This is a genomic window from Streptomyces sp. 8L (genome assembly GCF_020176795.1).
Classification (GTDB): Bacteria; Actinomycetota; Actinomycetes; order Streptomycetales; family Streptomycetaceae; genus Streptomyces.
This window is the reverse complement of record NZ_JAIUKE010000620.1, coordinates 1-2073: the sequence shown is the minus strand read 5'-3', so window position 1 is coordinate 2073 and position 2073 is coordinate 1. Positions and strand designations below refer to the sequence as shown.

General features: G+C 75.3%; 2 protein-coding genes. One reads left to right on the top strand and one right to left on the bottom strand.

Going from position 1 to position 2073, the window contains the following annotated elements; all coding sequences use genetic code 11:
- Window positions 1-459 precede the first annotated feature (459 nt).
- Window positions 460-1209 (top strand): GNAT family N-acetyltransferase, encoded by a 750-nt coding sequence (locus tag LCE31_RS35880; RefSeq protein ID WP_225022047.1) that lies wholly within the window; start codon window positions 460-462, stop codon window positions 1207-1209.
- 82 nt (window positions 1210-1291) lie between these two features.
- Here the strand turns inward: LCE31_RS35880 and LCE31_RS35875 are convergent, their stop codons facing one another.
- Window positions 1292-1960 carry a class F sortase gene (locus tag LCE31_RS35875; protein WP_225022045.1) on the bottom strand — a complete coding sequence of 223 codons (669 nt, stop codon included), beginning with the start codon at window positions 1958-1960 and terminating at the stop codon, window positions 1292-1294.
- Window positions 1961-2073 lie beyond the last annotated feature (113 nt).

Genomic DNA, 2073 nt, shown 5'->3' with positions numbered 1-2073 from the left:
ACCCCCCCCCCCCCCCCCGGGGCCCCCCCCGCCCCCCCCGGGGGGGGGCCGGGGGGGGGCCCCCCCCCGCGCGGCGCGTGGTGTGTGCTCCCTGACGAGGGGTGCGCGGCCCGTGGTGCGCGACCCCCGTGGTGCGCGACCGGGGGCGCGTGGTGTGTGGTCCGCGACCGGGGGCGCGTGGCGATCAATGCCTTGCTCCGTCCGCGCCGGGCGTGGCAGGATGCGGCTGTTGTCCATCCCGCGCACTCATGCGCATCTCACGGCCAGGACCGAAGACCTATGGCTGCGGCGCCCTTCAGCGGCCGCCCCGAGCGCTGAGCGGACCTTCGCGTCCCGCTCTGCCCTGCCCCTGCCCTTTTCTGGCACGGCGGCCCCACGTGCGGTGCCTCGCGCACCGTCCCGGCGCAACGCCCGGGAAACACCCATCACTTCAGCCTTCACGTGAGGTCGATCACCATCATGGACACTTCTGTCCAGCAGTTCGCCGTGGCCCATCTGCTCCGTCGTCCCGAGGTCGTCGAGACCGGCGGCTTCGTCGCGGGCTTCGACCCGGACAGCGCCAGCCCGTACATCAACTACGCGACGCCGCTGCCCGGTGCCGAGCCCACCGCCGCCGATGTCGCCGCGCTCGTGGGGGAGTTCCGGGCGCGCGGCCTGCGCCCCCGCCTGGAATACGCCCCCGTGGCGGCACCCGCCGTCGAACCGGCCCTCCGCGCGGCCGGGTTCACCACCGAGGAGGAGCACGTCTACCTCGTCTGCACCCCGCGGACGCTGACGCCGCCCGCCGCGGGCGGCCCGACAGCCGCCGTCCCGCGTGACGACGCCGAGTACACCGGGCTCGACGCCGCCCTGTGCGAGGCGTTCGACGGTGAGTTCGTCCCCTCGCCCGAAGGCGGCGCCCGGCTGCGGCGCACGCAGGAGGGCGGGGGCGGCGCCCGGCTCGTCCGCGCAGAGGACGGCACCATCGCGGGCGGCGGTTCCTGCTCACCGCCCGCCGTCGGCACGTCGGAACTGGCGGGCGTCGGCACCCGGCCCGCCCACCGGGGCAGAGGCGTCGCGTCGGCGGTCGTCGCATCCCTGACGGAGGCGATGTTCGCCGCCGGCGCCGGATCGGTGTGGCTGGAGTACTCGGGCGAAGGGTCGCGCCGCGTGTACGAACGCCTCGGCTACCGGGCGGCGGGCGATCGCCTGTACATCTCGCTGCCGTAGCCCGCGGCGGCGGACCGGGCGGACGCCCGAGGGCCGGGCAACTCCGGTTGAGGCGCTTCTGGTTGAGGCGGTTCGGGCGGGGTCAGCTCCGTGCGCCGGTGAGATGGGCGTACGTGACGACGTTGCCCTCGTAGCCCGTGCTCCGCGAGAAGCCGCCACCGCAGGTGATCACGCGCAGTTCGGGCCGGTCCGCGGCGGCGTAGACCTTGTGGTCGGGGAAGGCGTCGTTCTTGTACACCTCGACGGCGTCCACGCCGAACACCGCGGTCCGGCCGTCCCGCCGCGTGATCTCGATCCTGTCGCCCTTCCTGAGCGAACCCAGGTTGTAGAGCACGGCAGGGCCGCGTGCCGTGTCCACATGTCCGTCCACGATCGCCGTACCGGTGGCGCCGGGCGTCGTGCCGTGCTCGTACCAGCCCGCAAGACCGCCTTCGGACGCCGGAGGTGCGCTGAGCCGCCCGTCCCGGGTCAGGCCGAGGCCGCGCAGCGGCGCGTCCACCCCGATACGGGGGATGCGCAGCCGCACCGGCACGGACACCGGCAACGGCGCGGGGCCGGGACGCGGGTGGGCGGCCGGCGCCGTGCGGTCGGGGCCGCCGGCCGCCGCCGTATCCGCGAACGCCTGTGCCGCCGCAGGCGCCGGAGGAGTCACGGGCCGGAGCCCCGTCTGTACGAGCCAGATGCCGGCACAGGCCGCCGTGGCGAGCCCCCAGGCCTTGCCCTTGGTGCCGCCGGCACCGTTGGCGCTCATGCGCTGACCCTTTCTGCCCGGGGCGGATGTTGGCCGAGAACGGCCGATGGAGGCTGACGCTGTCGAGGAGGACCGGGAGCGGGGGAGGAGCGGGCGGCGAGGAAGCAGAGGTC